We start from the raw sequence: 26,326 nt of genomic DNA, 5'->3' as shown, positions 1-26,326 counted from the left end.
CCTGATGATCCATCCGCCCCATATGCTCCAGTCGACCATCCGGCAGCCATCTCGCTAAATCACCAGTCCGGTACATCCGCTCGCCTGGGATAATCGGATGCGCCACAAACCGCTCCTTCGTCAGCTCCTCGCGTGCCCAGTATCCTCGGGCTACGCCGGCTCCTCCGATGCACAGCTCGCCCACCGCTCCAATCGGCTGCACCTGCATTGCCTCGTTCAGCACATACACCTGCGTATTCCCCAGCGGACGGCCGATGCTTATTTTCCCGCCTTCTCCCGCCTCGCTCAGCGGTTCAAACGTCGACCAGACCGTCGTTTCCGTCGGGCCGTACATATTGTAAAGCTCCGCCTCCGTTTGACTGCGCAATTGCCTTTCCAGCGGCGCTGGGAAGGGCTCCCCGCCAATTAGCAGCGCCTGCATATGGCGCAGCGCCGCTGCACTCCGCGCATCCGCCAGCAGCATCACGAGCCGCGACGGCGTCGTCTGCATCATCTCGGCCGGATGCTTCATCAGCAGCGCTGCCAGCTGTGCGGGGTCCTGCTGCTCCGCTTCGCTCGCCAGCAGAATCTGCATCCCGCAGCTCAGCGGTACCCAGCTTTCCGTCACGAAGATGTCGAAGGACACCGTCGTCACGCTGAGCATCGTTGTAGCTGGCGCAAAGGGCAGAGCTTCCACCATTCCCGTTATAAAGTTGACCACGTTCCGATGCTCGACCACCACGCCTTTCGGCGTGCCCGTCGTCCCCGAGGTGTAGATGACATACGCGCTGCCTTCAGTACGGCTCTCCACCTTCGGTGATGAAGAGGCGTAAGCTTTCAGCTCCTCCCTTGTGGCGAACCTCACCGGCGAAGACGGCTGTTTATCGGAGATTGGCTCCTCCTGCTGTCCATCTGAAACCTTTTGCTGTGCATCAGCGTCCTGCTCCTCCAGACATAACACGTGACGCAGCGGGGTTTCTACCCAGCCTGTCACCGTTTCTCGTTGGGCTTCTTCGCTTAAAAGAATGCGGATTCCCGCATCTCGAACCATCCCTTCGAGGCGGCCGCCTGGCAGCGCCGGATCTAGCGGCACATAGGCCGCGCCCGCTTTCATAATCCCCAGCAGGCCCGCAATTAGCCAAGGCGAACGAGACAGCAGCACACCGACCCGGTCTTCGGTGCTCACCCCATGTGCGCGCAGCCAGCCCGCGATGCGGTTGGCTTGCCCCTCCAGCTCGCCGTATGTCCACACCGCCAAGCCGCTGACCAGCGCCGGATCTTCCGGCGTTCGCGCTGCCTGCTGCTCGAACAGTCCATGCACCGTCGCGTTCGCTGGAAGCTCCAGCTCCGTCGCGTTAAAGTCCACCAGCAGCTGCTCCCGCTGACTTGCCGTCAGCAGCTCCAACTGCGTGACCGGCACGTTCGGCTGGCTTACGATCTGCTCCAACAGTTGCAGCCAATGACCCTGCACCCGCTCCATCGCTTCCTGTTCATACACCTGTCCGTTATAGTCGAAATGTACGACCAGCTCTTCTCCAGGCTGAATCATCACATTCAGGTCATAATTCGTTTGTTCGTCCGCCTGCACACTAGTAATAACGAGTCCACTCGCATCCAGAGAGGTTTCCGAGCTTGTCGGCATCGGATAATTCTCGAACACGAGAATATGGTCAAATAGCTCTCTCGTTCCCGTGCAATGCGCTTGGATCTCATGCAGCGGATAGTAGCCATAGGCTTGGGCCGCCAGCGCATCCGCCTGCATCCGCCGCAGCACATCCGCCGCTGTATCCTCTCCCTCGCACACGACCCGGACGGGCAGCGTGTTGATGAACAGCCCGATCATGCTTTCCACGCCCGGCAGGTCAGCAGGTCGACCTGCTACCACCCCGCCAAACACCACATCCCGGCTGCCGCTGTAGCGATGCAGCAACAATCCCCATGCCGTTTGCAGCAGCGTGTTCATCGTTACGCCGTGCGCTTTCGCCGCTGCCGCGATTCGCTCGCTTTGCTCCCGTGCCACAACTCCGCTCACACGCCTCGCTTCATAGCCTAGCGTCTGGCGCTGCCGTTTCGGGAACACCGCCTGTGCTTCGCAGCCCGCCAATCGTTCCTTCCAATAGCGCAGCGCCGACGCCTCGTCCTGCTCCGACAGCCAGCGAATATAGTCCCGGTACGCCGGGCCTTTTCGCTGCTCTTGCTCCTGCTGGGCCTCTTCGCGACCCAAGATGCTGTTCGCACTGTAGGTGCTGTAGGTGCTGTAGGTACGCAGCACTTCCTCCATGACTAGCGGCAAGCACCAGCCGTCCATCACAATATGATGGAAGCTCCACACCAGCTCGTGCGTATGCTTCCCTGTCCGGAACAACGCCACCCGCATGAGGCTCTCCGCTTCCACATCAAAGCCTTGCCTCCGGTCCGCTGTCCGCCACTGCGCCACGCCAGCTTCTTGCTCCGTGGCGGGTTTCAGCGACAGATCGGCATACGCGAGCTCAAACGCCCGGTCGCGGTACACGACCTGCAGCGGTTCTTTTCTCCACCCGCTGTCGATGCTCGTCCGCAGCACCGCATGCCGCTGAATAATCGTTTGCCAGCTTCGTTCAAACGCCGCCACATCCAATTCCCCTTGCAGCGTCAACTGCATCTGGTTCACGTAAGCCCCCGCTTGCGGCTCCAGACGGCTGTGGAACAACATACCCTGCTGCATCGGCGTCAGCGCGTATACCTCCTCCAGTTCCCCGATGGCTGCGCTCCGCTTCACCAATGCATCCAGCTCTTCCTGTTTCATGTCCGGCAGCCCCACATCGCTTGGCGTCAGCTCCGTCCGCTCCTGAGCCACACAATGCGCGATCACCGCCTCCAAGCTCTGCTTCAACTGCTCCGCGAACAGCTCCATCGTCGCTGGACGGTACTGCGCCGCGCTGTAGCTCATGGTCAGGCGCAGCGTTCCCCCCGCGATCATCCCATTGCATTCCAGCACCGCGGCTCGTTGCCTTCTACTGCTGATCGCCTCTCCCGAGGAAAGCGGGGACAATTGCAGTGCGCTGCGCTCCAAATCCTGATCAAACTGACCCAAATAATTGAAGGTTATGTCGGGGTCACACGACCAGTCCTCTCCTTCCACCTGCTCGGACCCATACCGCAGCAGGCCGTAGCCGACCCCTTTGTCCGGGATCGCCCGCAGCGTTTCCTTCACGCCCTTGATCTGCTGCGACAAGCTCATCTCTGGCTTCATCTCCAGCACTACCGGGTACGCGCTCGTGAACCACCCGACTGTTCGGCTGACATCCACATCCTTCAGGATCGTTTCCCGGCCATGTCCTTCCAGCATGATCCCTACACGACCCACACCGCTCCACGCCTGAACCGCCAGCGCCAGCGCCGTGAGCAGCAAATCATTGATCTCCGTTCCGTAGGCTCGGTGCGCTTCCTTCAGCAACTGCTGCGTCTGCACTTGCGACCACTCCACAGCCAGCGTTTGGCTGGTTGCTAGTGTTGAAGCTCCTAAAGCTTCTGAGGCTTCTGAGGCTTCTGAGGCTCCTAAAGCTTCATAGGATTCATAGGCTTCTGAAGCGACTACTTCGTAATCCTTAGGCAGCGGCGGAACCACCTTCTCTACGATCTGTTTCCAATACGCACGCTGCGCCTCCATGGCCGGACTTCCCGCATAAGCGCTCCATTGCTGCGCCCACGTCTGGAAGGCATCCGTTTTCTGCGGCAGCCGGATCGCTTCCCCTTGCAGCGCTTGCTCGTAAGCCGTCGCAAAATCCTCAAACAAAATGCGCCAAGATACCCCGTCCACGACCCAGTGATGAATGACGAGGAGCAAATGATCCCCATCCTCACACTGGAACAAGCCCAGCCGCATGAGCGGGCCGGTCGCTAACGAAAGGCTGCCTTGCAGCTTCGTGGCAGCCGCTTCGACCTTCTCTCTCCATCCGGCCTCTCCCCGGAAATCGAATACGTCCATCCCATAAAGCTCACCGTCCGCCACCTTTCGGTTCCAAGCGACATAGCTGCCGTCCTCGGCCTGCGTCAGCGTCATCCGCAGCGCGTCATGATGGGTGGCAAGGTGCTGCATCGCCACGCTCAGCGCTACGCGGTCAAACCGTTCTTCCTGATACAGCATGACCGCCTGATTGAAATGATGCAGGTCAACGGGATCACGTTCCACCAGCCAGCGCTGAATCGGCGTCAGCGGCACCGACCCGTGCACCTCTCCTTGTTCTGCCGTGCGCGTTACCGCCGTCAAATGGAGGCTTAGCTGCGCCACCACCGGATAGCGGAATAACGTCTTCATTTCCAGCTTGTACCCGACCTGCAGCAATCGGGAAGCGACTTGAATCGCTTTGATCGAGTCGCCGCCCAAATCGAAGAATTGGTCATGGATGCTCACCTCAGGCACGCCAAGCACTTGCTGCCACACCGTCACCAGCGCGTGCTCCGTCGCCGTGCGAGGCGGAGCATACGGAAGGTGCGAGGCCTGAGCCTCTGGCATCGGCAGCGCCTGACGGTCCACCTTGCCGTTGGCCGTGAGCGGCAGGCTCTCCATCTGCACGAAGGAGGCCGGCACCATATACGCGGGCAAGGAAGCCGACAGCAAGCTGCGAAGCCCCACAATCTCCAGCTCGCTGCCTACGACGTAGGCGCACAGCTGAAGGCTGCCCGCTGCATCCGGCAGCGCCTGCACGATGACCTCGCGAACCCCTTCCCCTCGCAGCAGCACCGCCTCAATCTCGCTCAGCTCGATCCGGTAACCGCGAATTTTCACCTGCTCATCCCTTCGTCCCACATAGGCCAAGGAGCCATCCGCCTGCCAGCGGACCATGTCTCCCGTACGGTACATCCGCTCCCCTGGCTCATACGGGTTCGACACAAATGCTTCCGCTGTCAAATCCGCTCGATCCCAATATCCTCGCGCTAGACCCACTCCGCTTATACATAGTTCACCAACAGCACCAACAGGCTGCAAACCATTCTCCTGAGTAAGAACATACACTCGGGTGTTAGAAATGGGCTCCCCAATCGGTATGACAGGAAGGGATGCATCCACTCGGGCCGTTGTAGCAAGCACCGTACCTTCTGTAGGTCCATAGTTGTTGTATAAAGCATACCGAGTATGACTAATTTTCTTCAAACGATCCCCGCCCGTCAGCAAAACGCGCAAAGAACGATTTTCCAGCGTTATAAATTGTTCGCATACCTGTGTCGGCAAGAAGCTGATCGTTATGCTTTTTTCCTCGAAATAGGCATTTAAGGCGACAGGGTCCAGACGCAAATCTTCCGGTACGATATGCAAGGCGGCTCCTATCGTAAGGGTAGGGAATATTTCCCACACTGCTGCATCAAAACCAATACCTGCATATTGAGTTGTCCGATCTGTTGCACTCATATCAAAATGAGCCTGATGCCATCTGCACAAATGAACGACCGAGCGATGTTCGATCATAACGCCTTTCGGCCTGCCGGTCGAACCAGACGTATAAATGATGTAAGCTGCATCTGTCGGTTGGATTACAGGTAAAGGCTCAGCGGAATGCTCCTCTAGTTTTTCTAACCCGTCTAGCAGATCTAGCAGAAGAACCTCTACTGCTGAATGTTTAACTTGATGAAGATTTGCTTGATGCGTCAGGCAAACACGAGCTCTGCTATCCTCCAGCATAAAATGAATCCGTTCTGCCGGATAATCCGGATCAATCGGCACATAAGCAGCGCCCGTTTTCAAAATACCAAGAATACCAATAATCATTTCCACGGATCGCTCAGGCATAATGGCAACGATATCCGCTGGCGCTACACCGCGCTTCTGCAAATGATGCGCCACCGTGCTGCTGCGTTCGTTCAGCTCTCGGTAGGTTAAGGCCTCATCCCCGCACACGACGGCAGTACGCTCCGGCGTCTTCGCCGCTTGCTCCTCAAACAGCGCATGCAGCGTCGATGACCGCTCAAGCAGCGCTTCTGCCCCTGTATCGTTAAAATGCACCAGCAGCTGCTCCCGCTGACTTGCCGTCAGCAAGTCCATGCTTCCCAGCGTGGCATGTGAATCGCGGGTCACTTGACGCAGCAGCTCTGTAAAATGACCCACCCAGCGCTCGATCGTGCCCTGCTCAAACAGCTTCACCGCGTATTCCAGCGTGCAACGCAGCCCCTGCTCCTCTTCGCTTACCGACAGCGTCAAATCGAATTTCGCCGTCCCGCTTTCTATGGGGTACGGTGTCCATTGCAGATCCGCTAGCTTCAGCTCCGACTGCTCCGTGTTTTGCAGCACCAGCATCACATCAAATAGCGGATTGCGGCTCATATCCCGCTGCTTCACGACCTGCTCCACCAGCTCCTCGAACGGATAGTCCCCGTGTTCGAAGGCCCCTAGCGCCGTCTGCTTCACTTCCTGCAAGTAAGCGGAGAATGATTTTTCCCCTGACGGGCTTAGTCGCAGCGCCAGTGTGTTCACGAACATCCCCAGCATGCCCTGCAGGTCAGCATGTGAACGTCCCGCAATCGGCGTGCCCACGATCAGCTCCTCTTGGCCGCTTAATCGACCCAGCAGCGCACTGTACGCTGCCAGTAGCACCATATACAGCGTTGCTCCATTTGCCCGGGCCAGCTCCCGCAGCGCTGCTGACAGCTCGCTGTCCAGCTCAAATTCTACGTGCGCTCCCTCGAAGCTGCGCACTGCCGGAAGCGGATAATCCAGCGGCAGGCTCAGCACCGGCAGCTCCCCGGCGAACTGCTTCAGCCAGTAGCTCTCCAGCTCCCGATACGACGCACTTTCCCGGTAGCCTTGCTGCCACACCGCGTAATCTTTATACTGCAACCGCAGCGGCTTCAGCTCTTCTCCTCCATACAGCTTCGTAAACTCCTGAATAAAAATACTCATCGACGTACCGTCGGAAATAATATGATGCATATCGAACAGCAGTAAATGATTCGCTTCGCCCACACGCACTACCGTCGTCCGCAGCAGCGGCGCTTCGCTGAGGTCAAATGGACGAAGGAAGGTGCGAACGCGCTCCTGCGCTTCCTCCTCCGTCGCTTCCTCGTACGTTACCGAGAACGCGGCAGACGCCGCAATACGCTGCATCGGCTCTCCGTCCACTACAACAAACTCTGTCCGCAGCGATTCGTGGCGGGCCACCAGCGCTTGCAGCGCTCTTGCCAGACGCTCGCGATCCAGCTCTCCTGCCAGTCGCAGCCCGACTGGCATGTTGTAGCTAAGCTCCGCTCCCTCTAGCTGCTGTAAAATGTACAGGCGCTTTTGCGCCGAGGACAGCGGATAAAATTCGTTTTCATCAATAATTGAAGGAATGAAGCTGTAAGCAGCTTGCTCCAGCTCACCAATCGCAAACGCCATTTGTTCAATGGTAGCGTATTGAAACACATCTCGCAGCGGAAGGTCCACATTCAGCCCTTTACGCACCATGCCGACCAGCGTTGCTGCCCTTAAAGAGTGACCGCCAAGCTCGAAGAAATTGTCCTTTACACCAACCTGCTCCAGCTTGAGCACTTCCCGCCAAATTTCCGCAAGCGCCGCTTCCTGCGACGTGCGCGGCGCGACAAGCTCCTCTCCTGTTTGCAATCTGCCTTCAGGCGCTGGCAGCGCTTTGCGGTCGATTTTCCCGTTCGAAGTCAGCGGCATCCGATCCATCTGCACAAAGTACGACGGAATCATGTACCCCGGCAGCTCTTGCGATAGCAAGCTTCTTATCTCGTTCACCGATAACGGCTGAGCTGCTACAAAATACGCGCAAAGATGCTTCTCCCCGCCTCCATCCTCGCAAGCAAGAACGATTGCTTCCTGCACCGCTTCCACCTTGGTCAGCTGCGTTTCGATTTCGCCAAGCTCAATACGGTACCCGCGAATTTTCACTTGATGGTCGATTCGGCCCAAATACTCAATGCTGCCATCTGGCAGCCATCTTGCCAAATCACCGGATCGGTACATTTTTGTGCCAGCATCAAAAGGATTGTCAACAAACTTCTCATTTGTCAAATCAGGACGGTTCAAATACAGACGCGCCAGCCCTTCGCCAGCTACATACAGTTCCCCAGTTACACCAACAGGCACGCAATTGCGCTTTGCATCCAGCACGTATACTTTTAGCGTAGGAATCGGACGGCCGATATTGCTTTTTGCCTGCTCAATCTCGATCTCGGTAATCTCTTTGTACGTGACATGCACCGTCGTTTCCGTAATGCCGTACATATTGATCAGCTGCGTCGCCGGGTATTTCGCTCTCCAGTTTTTTAACAGCTGCGGGCTTAATGCCTCACCGCCAAAAATAACCTTGCGAACGCTGAGCATCGGCGCTTCCTCTGCCAGTGCTTCACGCAGCAGCTGGTAGAAGTAGGTTGGTGTCTGGTTCAAAATCGTCACTTGCTGCTCAGCAAGCAATTGCAGAAAGTGCGCCGGATTTTTTGCCGCCAATGGCGGCACGATGATCAATTTTCCGCCGTACAGCAAAGCCCCGTACATCTCCCATACCGAGAAGTCAAAGCAGAACGAGTGGAACAGCGTCCACGTATCCGACGGACCGAAATCAAACAGGTTTTTGCTGTTGAACAGCAGCCGCACAACATTTTTATGCTCAATCAAGGTTCCTTTCGGCTTGCCTGTCGTCCCCGATGTGTAGATGACATAGGCCGCATTGCTCGGCATATTGACGGATTCCAGATTAGCCCCATCTTCATGATAAGACTGCTCATGATCCAGCAAAATGACCGTGCCTTTAAACACAGCTTGCTGCTGCCGATGCTCCTGAACCAATAACACCTGCGTCCCACAGTCTTCCAGCATATAGCTGATTCGTTCCTGCGGATAGTCTGGATCAATCGGCACATATGCGCCCCCTGCTTTTAAAACCGCCATCATGCCAACGACCATTTCCAGCGAGCGATCGGCCATAATGCCCACCAATTGATCAGGCTTTACACCTGCAGCCCTCAATGTTCGTGCCAAGCGATTGGCTCGTTCGTTCAACGCCCGATACGTTAGCTGCCCCTGCCCAAACAGAACGGCTACAGCCTTTGGATTTTGCTGCGCCTGCTCCTCAAACAGCTGCTGAATCGTCTTCTCCCGCTGATACTCCGCTGTTGTATCGTTGAAACCGTGCAAAATCTGTGCCAGCTCCTTACTGCTCAGCATGCTCAGATCGGCAATTTCCGCCTCAGGTGCTTCAATAATGCTGTCTACCAAATGAGCAAAATGCTTCGCCATCCGCTGTGCCGTTTCCCTATTGAACAAAGCTGTTGCGTACTGTAGGCTGCATGATAGTCCGTCGCTTTCTTCCCGAACGTCCAAAACAAGGTCGAATTTAGCTATCGCGTATTCGCTCTGATAGGACTTTAGCTCAAGCCCATCTATACGAATGGCTGTGTTTTCTGTATTTTGCAGGACAAACATCGTATCAAACACTGGATTGCGGCTTAAATCACGATTAACTTGCACATTTTCTACCAGATGCTCAAACAAGTAGTCCTGATGCTCGTAAGCTCCGAGCGCCGTTTCCTTCATTTCCTGCAAATAGCTCAAAAACGGCAGGCTGCCGTGCGGGTATGTGCGGATCGCAAGGGTATTGACGAACATTCCAATTAGCGGCTCTATGTCCGGATGCGTTCTACTTGCAATCGGCGTACCGACGATGATGTCTTCTTGCCCAGAGTATTTATGCAGCAAAATCGTATACGCTGCGAGCAGCACCATATACAGCGTTGCTCCATGCTGAGCCGCAAGCTCATGCAGCGCATCCCTCTGCTGCGAATCGAGCTCGAAGTCCAATATAGCGCCTTCGGACTGTCTCACCGCAGGACGTGCGGCGTCTGTCGGCAGCTCCAGTACCGGCAATTCTCCATCCATGGCTTTCAGCCAGTAGGCTTCATGCTCCTTCATTTGTGCTTTATTGGCCTCCGACTGCTGCCAAACCGCATAATCCTTGTATTGTATCCGCAGCTCAGGCAGCTTCTCCTCCCGATATAAACGGGCGAATTCCTCCACCAAAATATCCATCGACGCCCCATCGGAAATGATGTGATGCATATCCAGCAGCAGCACATAGCGCTCCTTCGCCCATTCGATTAATTCAACCCGCAGCAGCGGCGCCTCGCTGAGGTCGAACGGCTGCACGAAGTCGCGCACACGGCCTTCGACCTCCTCCTTGCTGGCCTCTACATAGGCGATCTCAAAGTCAACCGCTTCCCTTACCCGCTGCATCGGTTCACCCTGCACCAGCTCAAATTCCGTACGCAGCGTTTCATGCCGCGCAATTAGCTCCCGGAACGCGGCTTCAAAACGCGCTCGGTTCAGCTCGCCTTCCAGCATCAGCATCCCCGGCATATTGTAGCTTTTCCCCGCCTCTTCAAGCTGCTGTAACAGGTACATCCGTTTTTGCGCCGAGGATAGTGGATAATAGGCTCTCGCTTCCACACGAGGAATCGCCGCATACGCCTTCTGTTCCCGTACGCGAATCACCGCTGCCAGCTCTTCAACAGTCGGATAGAGAAATACGTCTCGTAATGGTACCTCGGTCTCCAATGCCTGATGCAGACGCGAGACGAGCGTCATCGCCCGGAGCGAATGGCCGCCAAGCGCAAAGAAGTTGTCGCGAATGCCGACGCGCTCAAGCCCCAGCACCTCCTCCCACAGCCGCGCAATTTCCGCTTCCACTGGTGTCCGCGGCGCCACATACGCCGCTTCGCTTTGCGCCCCGGCCTCCGGCTTCGGTAGCGCCTTGCGATCCAGCTTCCCGTTAGGCGTAAGCGGCATCTCCGGCAGGGCTATGATGTGCGTAGGCAGCATGTACGAGGGAAGTCCCTCGGCCAGCTTGCTTCGCATCTCCTTCACTCCCAGCTCGCTGCTGCCCGTCACGGTCACATACGCCCACAATTCCGCGGCATCCGTCTCCCGTTCTCCAGCGTTCACCGTCACCACCGCTTCTTTTATCCCTTCGATGTGCAGCAGATGCGCTTCCACCTCACCCAGCTCGATCCGGTAACCCCGTATCTTCACCTGATGATCCATCCGCCCCATATGCTCCAGTCGACCATCCGGCAGCCATCTCGCTAAATCACCGGTCCGGTACATCCGCTCGCCTGGGATAATCGGATGCGCCACAAACCGCTCCTTCGTCAGCTCCTCGCGTGCCCAGTATCCTCGGGCTACACCGGCTCCTCCGATGCACAGCTCGCCCACCGCTCCAATCGGCTGCACCTGCATTGCCTCGTTCAGCACATACACCTGCGTATTCCCCAGCGGACGGCCGATGCTTATTTTCCCGCCTTCCCCCGCTTCGCTCAGCGGTTCAAACGTCGACCAGACCGTCGTTTCCGTCGGGCCGTACATATTGTAAAGCTCCGCCTCCGTTTGTCTGCGCAATTGTCTTTCCAGCGGCGCTGGGAAGGGCTCCCCGCCAATCAGCAGCGCCTGCATCGGACGCAGCGCCGCTGCACTCCGCGCATCCGCCAGCAGCATCACGAGCCGCGACGGCGTCGTCTGCATCATCTCGGCCGGATGCTTCATCAGCAGCGCTGCCAGCTGTGCGGGGTCCTGCTGCTCCGCTTCGCTCGCCAGCAGAACCTGCATCCCGCAGCTCAGCGGTACCCAGCTTTCGGTCACGAAGATGTCGAAGGACACCGTCGTCACGCTCAGCATCGTTGTAGCTGGCGCAAAGGGCAGAGCTTCCACCATTCCTGTTATAAAGTTGACCACGTTCCGATGCTCGACTACCACGCCTTTCGGCGTGCCCGTCGTCCCCGAGGTATAGATGACATACGCGCTGCCTTCAGTACGGCTCTCCACCTTCAGTGATGACGAGGCATAAGCTTTCAGTTCTTCCCTTGCGGCGAACCTCACCGGCGAAGCCTGCTGTTTATCGGAGACTGGCTCCTCCTGCTGTTCATCTGAAACCTTTTGCTGTGCATCAGCGTCCTGCTCCTCCTGTTGTCCATCTGAGGCCTTCTGCTGTTTAGTAGTATCCTGCCCCTCCTGCTTCCCATCTGAAGCCTTCTGCTGTTCGGCAGCATCCTGCTCCTCCAGACATAACACGTGACGCAGCGGAGTTTCTACCCAGCCTGTCACCGTTTCTCGTTGGGCTTCTTCGCTTAAAAGAATGCGGATTCCCGCATCTCGAACCATCCCTTCGAGGCGGCCGCCTGGCAGCGCCGGATCCAGCGGCACATAGGCCGCGCCCGCTTTCATAATCCCCAGCAAGCCCGCGATCAGCCAAGGCGAACGGGACAGCAGCACACCGACCCGGTCTTCGCTGCTCACCCCATGTGCGCGCAGCCAGCCCGCGATGCGGTTGGCTTGCCCCTCCAGCTCGCCGTATGTCCACACCGCCAAGCCGCTGACCAGCGCCGGATCATCCGGCGTTCGCGCTGCCTGCTGCTCAAACAGCCCATGCACCGTCGCGTTCGCTGGAAGCTCCAGCTCCGTCGCGTTAAAGTCCACCAGCAACTGCTCCCGCTGACTTACCGTCAGCAAGTCCATGCTTCCCAGCGTGGTATGTGATTCGCGGGTCACTTGACGCAGCAGCTCTGTAAAATGACCCACCCAGCGCTCGATCGTGTCCTGCTCAAACAGCTTCGCCGCGTATTCCAGCGTGCAACGCAGCCCCTGCTCCTCTTCGCTTACCGACAGCGTCAAATCGAATTTCGCCGTCCCGCTTTCTATGGGGTACGGTGTCCATTGCAGATCCGCTAGCTTCAGTTCCGATTGCTCCGTGTTTTGCAGCACCAGCATCACATCAAATAGCGGATTGCGGCTCATATCCCGCTGCCTTACCACCTGCTCCACCAGCTCCTCGAACGGATAGTCCCCGTGTTCGAAGGCCCCTAGCGCCGTCTGCTTCACTTCCTGCAAGTAGGCGGAGAACGTTTTCCCCCCTGACGGGCTTAGTCGCAGCGCCAGCGTGTTCACGAACATCCCCAGCATGCCTTGCAGGTCAGCATGCGAACGTCCCGCAATCGGCGTGCCCACGATCAGCTCCTCTTGGCCGCTTAATCGACCCAGCAGCGCACTGTACGCTGCCAGCAGCACCATATACAGCGTCACTCCATTTGCCCGGGCCAGCTCCCGCAGCGCTGCTGACAGCTCGCTGTCCAGCTCAAATTCTACGTGCGCTCCCTCGAAGCTACGCACTGCCGGAAGCGGATAATCCAGCGGCAGGCTCAGCACCGGCAGCTCCCCGGCGAACTGCTTCAGCCAGTAGCTCTCCAGCTCCCGATACGACGCACTTTCCCGGTAGCCTTGCTGCCACACCGCGTAATCTTTATACTGCAACCGCAGCGGCTTCAGCTCTTCTCCTCCGTACAGCTTCGTAAACTCCTGAATGAAGATACTCATCGACGTACCATCGGAAATAATATGATGCATGTCCAGCAGCAGTAAATGATTCGCTTCGCCCACACGCACTACCGTCGTCCGAAGCAGCGGCGCTTTGCTGAGGTCAAACGGACGAAGGAAGGTGCGAACGCGCTCCTGCGCTTCCTCCTCCGTCGCTTCCTCGTACGTTACCGAGAACACGGCAGACGCCGCAATACGCTGCATCGGCTCTCCGTCCACTACAACGAACTCTGTCCGCAGCGATTCGTGGCGGGCCACCAACGCTTGCAGCGTTCTTACCAGACGCTCGCGATCCAGCTCTCCTGCCAGTCGCAGCGCAACTGGCATGTTGTAGCTAAGCTCCACTCCCTCTAGCTGCTGTAAAATGTACAGGCGCTTTTGCGCGGAGGACAGCGGATAGGCCTCCTGAGCCTTCACGGGCTCCAGCGCTTCAAATTCGCGCTCGTCGGCTGTTTCTAGTACAGCCGCCAGCCCTTCGACCGTAGGCGAAAGGAATAGCTGCCGCAGGGGAACCTCTATTCCCAATACCTGATGCAGACGCGATACAAGCGTCATCGCTCGGAGCGAATGGCCGCCAAGCTCGAAGAAGTTGTCGCGAATGCCGACGCGCTCAAGCCCCAGCACCTCCTGCCACAGCAAAGCCAGCTTAGTTTCTAAAAGCGTTCGCGGCGAGACGTAATCGCCTTCCGCCAAATTTTCCGTCGGCTTCGGCAGCGCTCTGAGATCAATTTTTCCGTTACGGGTTACCGGCAGCACGGCAAGCTGCACGAAATAGGCTGGTATCATATATTCCGGCAACATCGTTCTAAGCGCTGCGCGCAGCTCAACAAATGTATATTCACGCTCACCTGCCACATAAGCGCATAGCTCATTGCTGCCGCGTTCATCTTGAAGCGCAATTACAGCAGCCTCTCGAATCCCGCCCAGCTCCAGCAGCTTGGTTTCGATCTCGCCCGGTTCGATTCGGTATCCCCTAATTTTAACCTGATGATCCATACGGCCTAAATACTCAATACTTCCGTCAGCCAACCAGCGGGCCTTATCCCCCGTTCGGTACATCCGGGTTCCGGGCGACCATGGATTGGGCAGAAACTTCGCACTTGTCAAATCAGGCTGATGCAGGTAGCCTCTACCGACACAAGCTCCCCCAATGTACAGCTCGCCGGCTACATTGATCGGTTGCAGCTGCCCCAGCGAATCGACAATATAAACAGACGAATTGCTGATCGGTCTACCAATCGGAGGCAGCGCAACCATCGCCTCTTGCGGCATTATCGTATACGTCGTAGCCACATGCGTCTCGGAAGGACCGTAATGATTGTGCAGCGTTACGCCCTGCTCTCGCAAAAACTGCTGTAGAGTATGACCAACAATGAGCGCCTCTCCCGCTGTAATCAAATGCTTCACGCACTTCGGCCACACCGATTCATAAGTAGGATCGTTCCAGACGAATTTGACAAACGACGAAGGCAGGAGCATGGTCTGAATGCCTCGATCCTCCACATAACGGAAAAGCGCAGTTGCATTTTGGCGCATCTCCTCCTCGATCAAGTGCAGCGTTCCTCCGGCAAGCAATGTAGAGAAAATCTCTTGATAGCTCACATCAAAGCTATACGAGGCATACTGCAACACATCCTTGTCAAACGGAATGTCAGTATGCTCATATTGATGCATAATTAAGTTGATGAGGTTGCCATGTTCAAGCATGACACCTTTCGGATTGCCTGTCGTACCCGACGTATAGATGACGTAGAGAAGTTGGCTGCTTTCGGTCGCCGCCGTAATCCGAAGCTCCTCATGCGAAACCCCACTTGTATCGCTGGAGCTTATTGAGGCAAGAAGCTGTTCAATGACTCTCGTTTTACTGCGACGGACAAGATAATCATGCGTTTGGGCGCAAGCCGAATCCATCAGTAAGCAAGAGACTTTAGAATTTTCCAGCATGAATGAAATTCGTTCCTCAGGGTAGGAGGGATCAATCGGAAGAAAGGCCGCTCCCGTTTTCAAAATGCCCAGCAAACCGATTATCATTTTTGGAGAGCGCAGAGCCAATAGTCCTACTATGCTTCCGCCTCCGATCTGCTCTTGTCGTAGAGCAGCAGCCATTTGATCCGACAAACGATCAAGCTCACCATAAGTAAGCTGGGTATCGCCAAATACGAGCGCAGCGGCTTCCGGTGTTTTCTCCGCCTGCTTATGGAATAACTCATGCACACTAGTGTCTTCGAGCTTCTTCACAGGCCCGTCCATCCACTGATGCAGAGTCATCAAATCTTGTTCATTAAGCAAATTCGCCTTGCCGAGCATAACGTCCGGTTCAGCCACGGTATGACGAAGCAGTGCAATAAAATGTTCTTTCCAGCGTTCAATGGTACCCGCCTCAAACAGCGATGTCGCATACTCCAAGCTGCCATGCAACTCATCTGCGGACTCGTTGACAAACAAAGACAAATCGAATTTTGCCGTCGGGTTTTCCATCGGGACAGGAAGGATTTCGACATCTGACATATGAAGTTCAGATTGTTTCATATTTTGCAGCGCGAACATTGCATCAAAGACCGGATTCCGGCCTACATCACGGTGTTGAACGACTTGATCGACAATTTCCTCAAACGGATAATCCGCATGTTCGAACGCAGCCAATGAAATTTGCTTAATTTCCTCCAAGTAATCCCTGAATGTTTTGTCTACAGACGGCATGGATCTAATGGCTAATGTGTTTACGAACATTCCCATCATATTGGACAGGTCGACATGAGGACGACCAGCAATCGGCGTACCCACAATAATGTCATCTTGACCTGAGATTCTCGCTAAGAACACGTTATAAACAGCAAGCAATACCATATATAAAGTAGTCCCTGTGTCTTGCGCCAGCTGTTTTAAATGGGTGCTCAATTTTGCATCTATAACAAAATCCAGTCGACTTCCCGCAAAGCTTTTTATAGCTGGGCGGGGAAAATCCGACGGTAAATGAAGAATCGGCACCTCGCCGCCAAGCTGCTGCACCCAATATGCTTTATGCGCGACATACGTTTCCGCCTGCTTGTTAACGGCAAGCCATACCGCGTAATCCTTGTAATGAAGCGATAACGGCTCTAATCGTTCGCCTGCATACAGCCTTGTCATCTCCTCGATGAAAAGACTGATTGAAGTCCCGTCAGAGATGATGTGATGCATATCAAATAGCAGCAGATGCTGCGTATCGGTCAGCTTCGTCAACTGAATGCGCAGCAGCGGAGCCAGATTCAAATCGAAAGGACGCATGAACCTTCGAATTATTTCTTCAATCGGTATGCCTCCAGCTTCCCGGTAAGACAAATTGAAAGCAACCTCTGCGGTAATTTTTTGAACGGGCTCGCCGTCAAGCATATCAAAACGGGTCCGCAGTACTTCGTGACGGGCGATAAGCTCCTTAAAGGCGCGTTCCAGTCGTGCAAACTCCACCCGTCCATTTAATACGAGGGCCGCAGGCATGTTATAGCTCATTTCCGCACCTTCAAGCTGGTGCAGCACATACATCCGCTTTTGCGCAGAAGACAGCGGGTAGTAGTCACGCGGTTCAGAAGGCCTCAAGCCCTCAAACAGCTCTTTCGCTCCCTGCTCTACTTTGAGCGCCAGCGCTTCAAGAGTTGAAGAACGGAATATGTCACGAATCTCCACTCGCACATTCATTACTTGATGGATGCGCGATGCCAGCGTCATCGCGCTTAGCGAATGCCCTCCCCGTGCAAAAAAGTTGTCCCGCGCTCCCACTTGCGACGTCTGCAATACATCCTCCCAAATTGCTGCTAGTTGAGCTTCCGTCGTTGTACGAGGCGCAACATATGGCGCAGTTGCCGCTGTATCGTACGCAGGTGCAGGCAATGCCGAGCGATTCAGCTTTCCATTCCTCGTAAGCGGCAGTTCTGTAAGCCGGATGTAATACTCGGGAACCATATACAAAGGCAGCGCTGTGCTCATCTGATCTCTCAATTTCGAGGGATCTAGCGCATCGTCGCTAACATAATAAGCGCAGAGCATTTCGTTTCCAGGTGTATCTTTCCGAATGACGACTGCCGCTTGATGAATATCGGCATGCAGCAGCAGACGCGCTTCAATTTCGCCCAGTTCAATCCGGTAACCCCTAATTTTAACCTGTTGATCAATTCGTCCCATATATGCGAGATTGCCATCAGGCAGCCAGCGAGCCAAATCCCCTGTTGCATACATGGTTTTACCTTCGATAAACGGATCAGGTTTGAATTTTTCCTTCGTAAGCTCAGGCTGGTTCCAATAGCCTTTAGCTACACCGGCACCTCCAAGGTGAAGCTCTCCCGGTACGCCAACGGGAAGCATTTGACCGCCAGCACCCAGCACGTAGGCTGTCGTTCCACCAATCGGTCGTCCGATTGGAAGACTAGTCATCCCAATCATCTCACTGACAGGGAGAGCAGTCGAAAACGTAGTGTTCTCCGTCGGCCCGTATCCGTTCCATATCGTAATGGACGGGCTAGCCTTCTGAACAGCGTGAACAGGCTTCGGCAGCAATACTTCTCCACCCATAATCAAATGCTGAAGCCCAGTAAACATTCCCACTTCCTCATTAGCCAAGTGGTGAAATAGCGATGTTGTCAAAAACATGACCGTAATGCCGTTTGCTGCAATAAAATGTCCTAATCGTCGCGCACTCAGCAGTACGTCCTTTTCTACCGGATACAGCGCTCCGCCATGAAGCAGTGCGCCAAAAATTTCAAATGTTGCCGCGTCAAAGCTGACCGAGCCGGTCTGCGCAAAACGATGCTCGCTATGAAACGGCACATAGCCGCCGCCCCTCACCAGATTGACGACGTTGCCGTGTGTGACCAGCACACCTTTTGGATTGCCTGTTGTGCCAGAGGTATACATGATATAGGCAGGATCATCGCCGCGAATTGGACGGAGCGTATGCGATTTCCCGTCGTCCCCCAGCGCCTCCTCCAGAAGCATATCAGCATCAAGCCTGATGACCGCCCCCTCATACCGTTCCGGCACGTGCAAATCGCCAACAACGATCAAGCAATCGGCGCCACAATCGTTCAATATATACAGATGGCGATCCTCCGGAGCCTCCGGGTCCATAGGTACATAAGCGCCGCCCGCCTGCAAAACGCCCATGACCGCAACAACAAATTCGATGGAACGCTCAGCCAAAATGCCAACAGCCGCTTGCGGCAGCAGCCCGTTGCTAATAAGCTTCCCAGCAATCGCTAAGGACTGGCACAGCAGCGCCTCGTACGTAAGCTGCCGCTCGCCAATTACAACGGCTAGGCGTTCAGGCTGACGATGGACGATTTCTTGAAAACGATCTGTAATAGACACTTGCAGCATAGGCGACACAGGTAGCCCGCTGTAGGCCATAAGCTGTTCATGCTGCTCTTGCTCACGAAGCAATCTTGCTTCCGCCAGCAGCGTATCCGGCTCAGCGACTACATGATGAAGCATGTCTGTGAAATAATGGCACCAGCGCTCTATCGTTTCACGAGCGAACAATGCTGTGGAAAACTCCAGGGAGCAGTCGTAGCCGTCCTGATGCTCATTAACCTGAAGCGTGAGATCAAACTTCGCCGATGTTTCGGCAAACAGATACGATTCTACGCTCAAATCGGGTAGCTCAATAGGCAACAAATCGGTATTTTGCAGGACAAATACGGCATCGAACAACGGATTGCGGCTCATATCCCGCTCTTTGACAACCTGATTAATAAAATCCTCCAAAGGATAATCCCCATGCACTAAAGCATCCAGCGTCGTTTGCTTGATTTCTTCTAAAAATTGGGCAAAGCCCTTTGTTCCTGAAGGGAATGTACGCAAGGGCAGCATATTAACAAACATCCCCATCATGGATGTTAAATCTGCATGCGGACGTCCAGCAACAGGAGAACCAATCAGGATCTCATCCTGGTTGGACAGCCGTGACAGAAATGTACTGTACGCCGCCAGCAGCACCATGTAAACAGTGGTCCCTTTATCCAGCGCGAGCTTTTGTACCGCCTCCGACAATGCCTTGTCTAGCTTGAAGTCAACCCGGTCCCCCTCAAAGCTGCGCAAAATCGGACGTGTGTAATCAGCTGGAAGATGCAGCACGGGCAGTTCTCCGCCCAAATGCTGGAGCCAGTACGCCTCTTGCTCCAGATATACGGCACTTTGGGTGTATTTTTGCTGCCATACGGCATAATCTTTGTACTGCAGCCGCAGCGGTTCCAGTTTTTCTCCAGCGTATAGTTTCGTAAATTCTTCTACAAAAATGCTCATTGACACGCCGTCGGAAATCAAATGGTTCATGTCGAGCAGCACATAGTACAGCTGTGCTTCCACGCGCACAACCTCCACGCGCAGCAAAGGAGCCTGTCCAAGATTGAACGGACGTACAAACTCCGCGATTACAGCATCAAGCTGCTGCTGTTCCGCTTCCCGGTAAGCTGCGGCTATCTGCACATGCTCATGCACTTGCTGTACGGGCTCGTTGTCTATAAATGCAAAGGATGTTCGCAAAGCGTCATGTCGCAAAATGAGCTGCTGCAAGGAGGACTCAAAGCGTAATGGATCCAGCATGCCTTCCATCCGCAGAACGGCGGGCATGTTGTAGCTAACCTCTGCTCCTTCCATTTGTTGCAGCACGAATAGCCTTTTTTGCGCGCTCGTAAGCGGATAATAGTCCATCTGTGCCGCTGGCTCCAGAGCATCGAATATTTTCATTGATCTGGATGCAATCACTTCTGTCATCGTCTCAACGGTCGGATATTGGAACAGATCCCGCAGCGTAACGTCGGCCTGAAGCTCTTTTTGCATGCGAGCAACAACAAACGTGGCCTTTAACGAATGTCCGCCTCGTTCAAAGAAATCATCCCGAACCCCGATCGGACTTACGCCCAGCACCTCCTGCCACACTTCGATCAGCTTTCGTTCCGCCTCGGATCTTGGAGCCAAGTAGCTGCTGTCTTTGGTCAGATTGCTGCTGTCAGGAAGAGGAAGCGCTCTGCGATCCAATTTGCCATTGGCAGTCAGCGGCATTTGCGGTATTTGAACAAAATAAGACGGCATCATATAAGACGGCAATGCCAAGCCAAGCAGCTGTCTTAATTCCTTCACAGCGTATTCCCGCTCCGCTACAAAATAAGCGCATAAGCTGGCGTTGCTCTCTGATTCCTCGATTAAAGTGACGGCTACCTCATTCATTTCTGGAAGCGTTAATAGATGCGCCTCAATGTCACCGAGCTCAATCCGGTTCCCCCGAATTTTCACTTGATGATCCATTCGTCCCAAATATTCCAATGTGCCATCCGGCAGCCATCGGCCCCAATCGCCTGTTCGGTACATACGCTCACCCAGCACGAAAGGATTCGCCGTAAACTTGGAGGCCGTCAATTCCTCTTGATTTATATACCCTCGGGCTAGGCCAGCCCCAGCAATGCAAATTTCGCCCGGTACCCCAAGCGGATTCAGCATGCCATGTGCATTCAAAATATAAACCCGTGCATTCGGTATAGGGCGCCCAATCGTTACAGCCGTCTCTACTGTTAGTTCCACTGCTGTCGTCACGACGGTATTTTCGGTTGGACCGTATTCATTCATCAACTGCATATGTGGATTCATAGCCTTCAGTCGACGAATTAAAGGCAGGCCAACCGCCTCGCCGGCTACTACCGCACTTCGCACCGAGCGCCAATCCTTGTCCATCATGCTTTCGAGCATGGCAGAGTAGAAGCTCGGAGGGCTTTGCAAATGGGTAATTTGATGGTTCACGATTGCTTCGCGAATGGCTGAAGCATCTTTGCTGTCTTGATCATTCAAAATGACAACGGCTGCGCCTGAAACGATAGGCCCAAAAAAGTGAGTCACAAACGAATCAAAAATAAAAGGATTCAACATCAACGCTCTATCATGCGGCCCAAACGAATAGTGGCGTTTTTTCCACTGTATTGTGTTTGCCAAGCTGCCGTGTTCTATCATAACGCCCTTGGACTTACCTGTAGTTCCCGATGTGTAAATGACATAGGCCAAGTGTTCTGGAGCGAATGAGCGTTTCACTTCCTTCACTGGGATGTGCCGAAGCGGGTGATCCTCAAAATATAAAATAGAACTGCCCTGATGGTGTTCCGCAACAAGCGGCTCATACTTTCTGAACGTTAACAGCACTTTAGGTCGGCTGTCCCCCAGCATATACCGGATGCGGTCGATCGGAAATTCAGGATCAATCGGAAGGTAGGCACCCTCTGCTTTCAAGGCTGCCAGTATGCCTACCGCCATTTCTAACGAACGATGAGTCATAACTGCGACAATCGTGTCAGCCCCTACTCCCTGCCTCCGCAGCTCAGCGCCGAGTTGCTCTGCCCACTCATTGAGTTGCCGGTAGCTCAGCTCTTCCTTCTCCCAAATGATCGCCGGTTGGTCTGGAGTTTGCATAGCTTGCTGCTCAAATAACGTTAGCACCGACGTTGCTGGGCCATCGTTTTTCTTAGTCCCGGCAAATTGGTCTAACAGCTGCGCTCTTTCCTGAGCCGTTACTATATCGTATGCACCCAGCTTCGCGTTCTGGGAGCAAGCAGCCTGCACCAGCAGCTCATGGAAGCAATCGCTCCAGCGTGTGATCGTACGGTGTCCAAACAAAGCGGAGTCATACTCCCAGCTTAACGAGAAGCTTTCCTCCCGCTCCGTCACGGTAAGCGTCAAGTCAAATTTGGCCGCCGTATAATCCAATGCGTGTGATGTAACATGGACATTGGCAAGCTTAAACGCCTCGTGATCCGCTTGCTCCAAAACGAGCATCGCGTCAAAGAGCGGATTGCGACTTAGATCACGCTTCTGCACCATACGCTGGGCCAATTCCTCAAACGGGTAATTCCCATGCTCGAACGCAGACAATGCCGTCTGCTTCACTTCTCGCAAATAGGCGGCAAACGTTTTGTCGCCTTCCGGGTACATGCGAAGCGCTAAGGTGTTGACAAACATACCTAACATCCCTGACAGCTCCCCGTGCTGACGCCCTGCAACAGGCGTTCCGACAACAATCTCCTCTTGCCCGCTAATTCGCGACAACAGCGCACTGTATGCTGCAAGCAGCACCATATATACGGTGGCACCGCTTTTGCGAGCCAACTCCCGGACCGCTGCTGCAAGCTCGCCCTGAAGCTCGGCGTCCACTCGGTTTCCTCTAAAGCTGCGTACAGCCGGGCGAGGCTCGTCAGTCGGCAACTGAAGCACAGGCACGTCTCCGGCAAACTGATTCAACCAATAGGCTTCCTGCTTGGCGTAATCATGTGTATGCATGTAAGCTTGCTGCCATACAGCATAGTCCTTATATTGCAGCTGTAGCGGCGCAAGCGTTCCCCCGGCATACGATACAGCTAGCTCTTCGGTTAAAATTTGTACGGAAATACCATCCGAGATAATATGATGCATGTCAAAAAAGAGCAGGTGCCGTTGCTCCCCAACACGTACTATTTTTGCCCGCAGCAACGGAGCCATGCCGAGGTCAAACGGTCGGATGAAAGTCGAAATTTGCTCGTATGCCTCGTTTTCCTCTGCTTCCTCATAAGGAAGGGAGAAGACCAACTGCTGATGCACATGCTGAACAGGCTCTCCATCTACAACGGTAAACGAAGTGCGTAAAGCGTCGTGCCGAGCGATAAGGACTCCCAATGCCGCCTCCAACTGCTGCTTGTCCAGGTGCCCTTCCAAATGCAGGACAGTGGGCATATTGTAGCTTAGTCCTGAAGCATCCAATTGGTGCAGCATAAATAGCCTTTTCTGTGCAGATGACAGCGGGTAATACGGCTGAAGAGGCGCGGGCATAAGCGACTCGTAAATAGATTCGCTCGCTGTGCTGACCATCTCGGTTAAATCTTTGAGCGATACAGCCTGAAAAATGTCCCGCAAGCCAAGCTCTATTTGAAATTCCTGATGGATGCGCGTCAGCAGCGTTATGGCTTTCAGCGAATGGCCTCCAAGATCAAAGAAATTGTCTTCCAGCCCAATCCGCTCTTGACCGAGCACCTCCTGCCATAACGCGGCCATCCGCTGCTGTGCATCTGTAACTGGACGTATGTATAATTGGGAGGAGACGATTTCATCCAGAGCAGGCAACGCTCTGCGATCCACTTTGCCGTTTGCTGTCAAAGGCAGCTTCTCCAGCTTCTTAAAGGCAACAGGCACCATATAGTCCGGCAGCATTGAAGACAAAAATGCTCGTAGTTCAGCCGTTTCAAGCTCCGCTTCTGCTGTGTAGTAGGCGCAAAGCACCAGCTCTCTCTGGCGATCTGGCATGACCGCAACAACCGCCTCGCGGATGGATTCAATATCTAGCAGACGCGCTTCAATCTCGCCCGGCTCGACCCTGTAGCCCCGAATACTGAGCTGGTCGTCCAAACGCCCCAGAAACTGCAAATTTCCGTCCGGGAGCCAGCAAGCCTGATCCCCTGTGCGATACATGCGCCCATCTTCAACAAATGGATCTTGTACAAAACGCTCGGCCGTCAGTTCCGGCATGTTCAGGTAACCCCGAGCTACGCTGGCTCCGCCAATGCACAGCTCTCCCGGCACGCCAACGGGCTGCAACGTTCCACCCTGACCTAGCACGTAAAGATTGACATGGGGAAGAGGTCGACCAATTGGCAAACTTCCTTCCTGAAGCTGAATGCCCCCCGTCTCCACTTCATAATAGGACGCATCAATACATGCTTCCGTTACCCCATAACTGTTGAGAATGCGCATGGCAGATCCAAAACGCTCGTGCACCCTCTGAAAGTCTTTCGCAGGAAAGCGGTCAGAGCCCATAATTAACAGCTGCAGTTGGCCCGTACTTAAATCATTTTCATATATATAATCCATCAGCGGTACGAGCAATGCTGGCGTCGACTCCAGCAGCGTAATGCCGTTTTCGACTATAGAGGCGTGAAGACGAGGCAAGCTGAGACGAGCCTCATCCGAACATAAAACAAGCACCCCTCCACTGAGCCATGCTCTGGCCAAATCGCCAGCAAACACGTCAAAAGAAAAGCTCGCTAATTGCAGGAGCCTTACCTCCATAGCTTCCAGCTGGTATTCATGGCCCCAAGACCTCGCTGTTTCAGCCCAACTGAATTGATCGACCATAACCCCCTTCGGTCTGCCTGTAGTTCCAGACGTGTAGATAACATACGCAAGCTGTTCAGCAGCACAATGCTGCAGCAAATTGGCCCCATCCTCGCCATAGCTTGCCTCTTGTCTCAAATCAATAATTTGGCAGTAGTCAGGAATAGCCATAATGACATCATCTGCCGTAAGCAGAATACGTGCTTCACTATCCGACAGCATATAGGCCAGCCGTTCAGCAGGCAGCGAATTATCCAGCGGAACGAAAGCCCCCCCTGCTTTCAATACAGCAAGAACAGCGGTAACGATGAGCGGAGATCGCGTTCCCAAAATAGCCACAGGCTCCCCTTGGCGTATGCCTTGTTGACTTAGTGTTCTCGCCAGCTTATTAGCCCGCTCATTCAATTGACAGTAAGTCAGCGACGAGCCGTCAGATCCCGCAACAGCGATATGATCTGGTGTATTTGCAGCATGCGCCTCGAACATTTCGTGCAATAAAAGCTCCTGTCGGTGCTTAATCCGCTGTCCATAGCTGTACGAGTTCAGTACGCCTTGCAGCTCCCAAGGAGGCAGAATATTAAAATGTCCTATCGCTTGCATAGGAGCAGTTATCGCTTCTCTAATTACATGCAGCAAGCGTTGAATCAAAAGGTCAATATCTTCGCGTGCGAACAGGTCTGTTAAATAATCGATTTGAAGAGCCATTTCGCCTGTTTTTACATGCTCGCGAATGTGCACCGTCAATTCGTTATCTTGATGTTCATTCCCGAGCGGCTTCGTCTCATATTGGAAAGGTGCGTCAGCGGGCAGTGCATCCCACTCCATCGGATGGTAATTGAAAAATACAGGCAGCAGCGCATCCGTAAAACCAAATTGGTTGCGAAGCTCAGGTACAATACGGTTAAACGGGTATTTCTGATGCCGAATCAACTCGCTTTGCTTGCTTTTCACCTGTTTCAGGAAATCTGCGAACGACCATGAAGCATCCAGCCGCATACGGAAAGGCGTTGTGCTGACCAGCATCGCCACCATCGCTTTCTGCTCCCGCGATGTCCGATTGGCATACATCGTTCCGAGCACAATCTCCTCCTCCCCACAAATCCGCGACAAATAAAGACAAAGAGCAGCCACGAACAAGTTAAATGGGGAAACCTGCTGCTCCTCACAGAAAGCATGAATGACATTCCCTTCGGATGCAGCTATTTCATAATAGACACAGCTTGCCGAACTACTAGCTAGCTGCCTTGCGCTTTGGGAGGAGTCAATACGAGTAATTGGAGGCAGCGTGCTGAACTCTTCGTCCCAGAATGCCTTATCCTTTAGAAAGCGGGAAGATTGCAAATATTGCTCCTCACTTTGCAGCAGCCCCGTACAAGCTGGTGCCAAATCCTTAGGAAGCTCCTCATGACAAAGCAAGGCTCTGTAGCCGTTAATAATTTCATTCCCTATTAAATTGAGCGAATAGCCGTCGGCAATAATATGATGAATGCTCAAAAACAATCTGGCTTCCTTTTCTCCAGTCCGAAGCAAGGAAAATTTAAATAACGGCGAATCAAAAAGAGAGAACGGCTGACGCGATAGAAAATCGACGTTTTCCCGCCATGCTTCAGCTTCACTCTCTCTTAAATCCACAACATCAATATCAAATGGCTTATATTGCACAACATAGCTGAGAGGCTCCTCCCCCTCCCTATACAGCAATTGCATACGCAAAGCTTCATGACGAAATGCAAGAGTTTGCAGCACCTCCACAATCAATTCCTCTTGTATCGTCCCCTTGATAGTAAGCAAGCTGTTCAGTGTAGCTACCGTGGTATGGGGATTCAGCAGCTCCATGTACCATATTCTTCGCTGTGCTTCCGTAAGCACGTAAACTGCTCCTTCATGATCTTCAAGCTCCAGCTTGGTTTTACTCATTGACAT

General features: G+C 54.2%; 1 protein-coding gene (only partly in view). It reads right to left on the bottom strand.

Features of this window, described 5'->3' with window-relative positions:
* Positions 1-26,326, bottom strand: partial view of a non-ribosomal peptide synthase/polyketide synthase gene (locus tag V5J77_RS12565; RefSeq protein WP_338556261.1) — the 5' portion only. Its footprint begins 15,350 nt before the window's first position; the window shows 26,326 of its 41,676 coding nt (coding positions 1-26,326); it begins with the start codon at positions 26,324-26,326; its stop codon lies off the left edge, out of view.

Origin of the sequence: Paenibacillus sp. KS-LC4 (assembly GCF_036894955.1) — a bacterium.
Taxonomy (GTDB): domain Bacteria; phylum Bacillota; class Bacilli; order Paenibacillales; family Paenibacillaceae; genus Pristimantibacillus.
Note: the sequence above shows the minus strand (reverse complement) of the source record. Positions and strands in the feature narration are given on the sequence as shown.